This window comes from Synechococcus sp. R6-7, assembly GCF_047461695.1.
GTDB lineage: Bacteria > Cyanobacteriota > Cyanobacteriia > Thermostichales > Thermostichaceae > Thermostichus.
This window is the reverse complement of record NZ_JANSHS010000084.1, coordinates 1-3,115: the sequence shown is the minus strand read 5'-3', so window position 1 is coordinate 3,115 and position 3,115 is coordinate 1. Positions and strand designations below refer to the sequence as shown.

Sequence of the window (3,115 nt, the reverse complement as noted above, 5' to 3'; positions counted from 1 at the left end):
GCGAAGCAGTCAGGGTCGGGTAGTTTACGCCCGTTTTCTCACTCTATTCGCCTTTCAAATTTCTTCTAAGATGCGAAACTGCACATGGTTAATGGCCAGCTCCCCAATTGAGGCTTGGTCGGTGTTGATCGTCTCGAAAGGGATCCCTTTGGCGATCTCGGCATGGGTCCAGGGCAAGCCCATGAAGTAGCGCTGCGAATAGGGGCGCTCCCCCCGATCGTCGGGGTTCGACTCCATCGGCACCCAACCCCAGCCGGGCAGATAAAACTCAATCCACACGTGGTTGTACTGGGGAAACAGCGGGATCCCTTTCAGTTCTGGATGGGGAGGACATTTGTAGCGCCCCACCGTGCGGCAAGGGATCCCATTGAGGCGGGCCAAAGCCAACAGCACCCCCACATATTCACCACAAGAACCGGAGCCACGCCGCAAAACCTCATCCGGCGGATCGATGCGAGAGGTGACCCGGTAGGAGAGCTTGTCGTAAACATAGGCCCGGATATTGAGCATTTTGCGCAGCAAGTTGGTCTCGCTGCCAACGGCCAGCCGCGCTGCCTCTCGGACAATCGAGGTGTCCATGGCCAGGTAGTCATCGTCCACCAAGTAGCGATCCCGCAGCTCCCTGGGCAAAACGGCAGCCTCTACATCCAGTGGATCGATGCAGTACTTGATACTGTAGAGATCCAGCACCGCCCGCCAGCCAAACAAGCGCACCTCATGGGCCCCCAGGGATCCCAGCGAAAACACCGCCACCTGTTGGCCAGATTGCTCTTCCACTTCAAACGGCAGACCTACCCAGTGCAGGCTGCGCACCCGTTGGCGAAGGCTGTTGCAGGGCAAGGCAATTCGCCAGACCAAATCGGGCAGGAAGCGCGGCTCTTCTTGGGCAATTTCTTCCACATAGGTCAGCTCCACCCGATAGCCGTGGGAGAGGGTGTAGGTGGCGCGTTCCCCCAGACACTGGGGCTGAAAAACTACCGGACAGGCAATGGGGGAATCCTCGGCCTCGGTTCCACCGCCGCCAGAGGGGTCGGGGGAGCTAGGGGGATCCAAAGGCCGCAGGCGTAGGGGGGCCACCCAGGTTTTATCGCGCAGGGCCACCGACAAGGGATCTGGAGCGTTGGGGTTGTCGTGGATGTAGGCTTCTTCGTGGGCATAGGCCACCCAGAGTTGCCCCCGCCAATGGGCCAAGCCTGTTGGCCCAGGAGAAGGGGTGAGGATACGGGCCAGTTCTCGCCCGGTCTGGCGCTCCAGCACGTAGATCGTCTCTTCCACCCGATCGCTCACCCAGAGGTAGTCTCCCTGCACCGCAATCTGTTCTCGGCCAACCCCAGGGGCAGGCATCTCCTGCACGATGAGACCACGGCTGGGATCCAGTTGCAGGATTTTTTCCCGTCGGTAGCAGGTGGCATAGAGGTAGCGGTTTCCCGTGTGGGGATCGCTCCAGAGGGCGATCCCTTCGATAGGGTAGGGGCACCTACACACTGGAAAGGCTTCCAGGGATCCCGGTTGCTGGAGAGCGGACATGGGAATGCGCAAGATTTGCCCCTCTTGCTCCCGACTGAGCCAAATCCACGCTTGATCCCCTTCTGACTCTACCCACAAACCGTAAGCGCCTTGGAAAGAATGGACATGATGAGGATTGAGCAGCAGGGTGTTGTGCTCTTGAATTTCCACCAAATAGCCCCTCACCCGATCCAAGCCCAACAGGCGATCTCCCCAGGTGGCCAAACCTTCCAAAGCAACCAGCCCCAGAGGTTGCAGAGGGGCCACAGTTCCCTGTTGCCGCCCAGATGGAGGCCACCAAGCAGGCTGGGATCCTCTTGCCGTAGAACCCGGATTTTTCAGAGCACCCAGATCATTTGCCGGATGGATGGCAACCATGAAGGCTTCCTTGCCTATGGATGAAGTTGACATGCTGGCGCGATCTGCACCAAGGCGGTACGACTGTCCAATATTTACTGTCCAACATTATTATGATGCGCCTCTTTTCAACCCCACACCCAAGGCTTCTCGACCAATGTATCCCTGCTAGTCTTGCCAGGACTGGAGAATGTTACGATGATGGCGGCTTTTTGGCCAGCAAGATAGAGCAGCGGTGGGGAGTGGTAGGGGATGGAGTTGGCCTTGGCAATTGGCGGCCTGGTGGCAGGGATCCTGGCCGGGGTGCTGGGCATTGGCGGTGGCGTGATCCTGGTGCCCTTACAGGTCAGCTTGGGGATCCCACCGGTTCAAGCTGCAGCCACCAGCAACCTTTCCATCGTTATGACCTCGATTGCAGGCAGCATCCAAAACTGGCGGATGGGCATGCTGGATCTGAAACGGGTGATCCTGCTGGGGATCCCAGCGTTGCTTACGGCTCAAGTAGGAGCAATTATCGCCAGTCGCCTTCCCAGCTATCTGCTGTTGGCAGCGTTTGGAGTGTTGCTGCTGGCCAACACTTACCTGGTGCAACTCAACAAAAAGGTGGTTATCCAGGCCCAAGAATTGGGGGCTGACGTCAGCGGTGCCGAGCACCTCAGCGGGACGGAGTCCTCAGGGCAGATGTCTCCCTGGTTAGCCCGCGCCCTGACCGGCGGCACTGCCGGTTTGTTGGCCGGGCTGTTTGGCATCGGCGGTGGGGTGATCCTGGTGCCAATGCAGATCCTGCTGCTGAAAGAGACAATCAAAGTGGCGATTCAGACCAGTCTGGGGGCCATTGTGATCACAGCAGTTGCTGCCACTGCCAGCCATGCGGGCCTCAGCGATTGGATCTGGAATGGCCTGGGGTTCGGGGACGGCACCATCCACCAGAATGTGCTCTGGATCCCAGGTTTAATCTTGGGCACAGGGGGGTTAATCGGTGTACAGATCAGCACACGCACCCTGCCCAAATTGCCCGATGAAACCGTCAGTCTGTTGTTTCGGGGCTTTCTGACCATCCTTTCTCTCTACATTTTTTGGCAAGCTTGGCAAAGCTACCGAGCCCTGTGAAGTGATCCTGGTCTGCCCCAGTGCTCGGGACAGCAGTCCTGGTTCCAAGCTACGGTCATTTGGATTTAAACTGGGACACTGAACTCAAACCCAAAATGTTGCATGCACTGATCCAGAAGGCTTTTCAAGGACTCCGTCCCGC

General features: G+C 58.2%; 2 protein-coding genes. One reads left to right on the top strand and one right to left on the bottom strand.

What is annotated here, in order from left to right; all coding sequences use genetic code 11:
• Positions 1-54: 54 nt before the first annotated feature.
• Positions 55-1,773, bottom strand: coding sequence for a transglutaminase domain-containing protein (locus NW815_RS03050; protein WP_414415691.1), 1,719 nt, complete (start codon positions 1,771-1,773; stop codon positions 55-57).
• A gap of 342 nt (positions 1,774-2,115) precedes the next feature.
• Here NW815_RS03050 and NW815_RS03045 point away from each other — a divergent pair, with 342 nt between their 5' ends.
• Entirely contained in the window at positions 2,116-2,973 is an 858-nt protein-coding gene (locus tag NW815_RS03045) for a sulfite exporter TauE/SafE family protein (RefSeq protein ID WP_414390440.1), read from the top strand.
• Positions 2,974-3,115 lie beyond the last annotated feature (142 nt).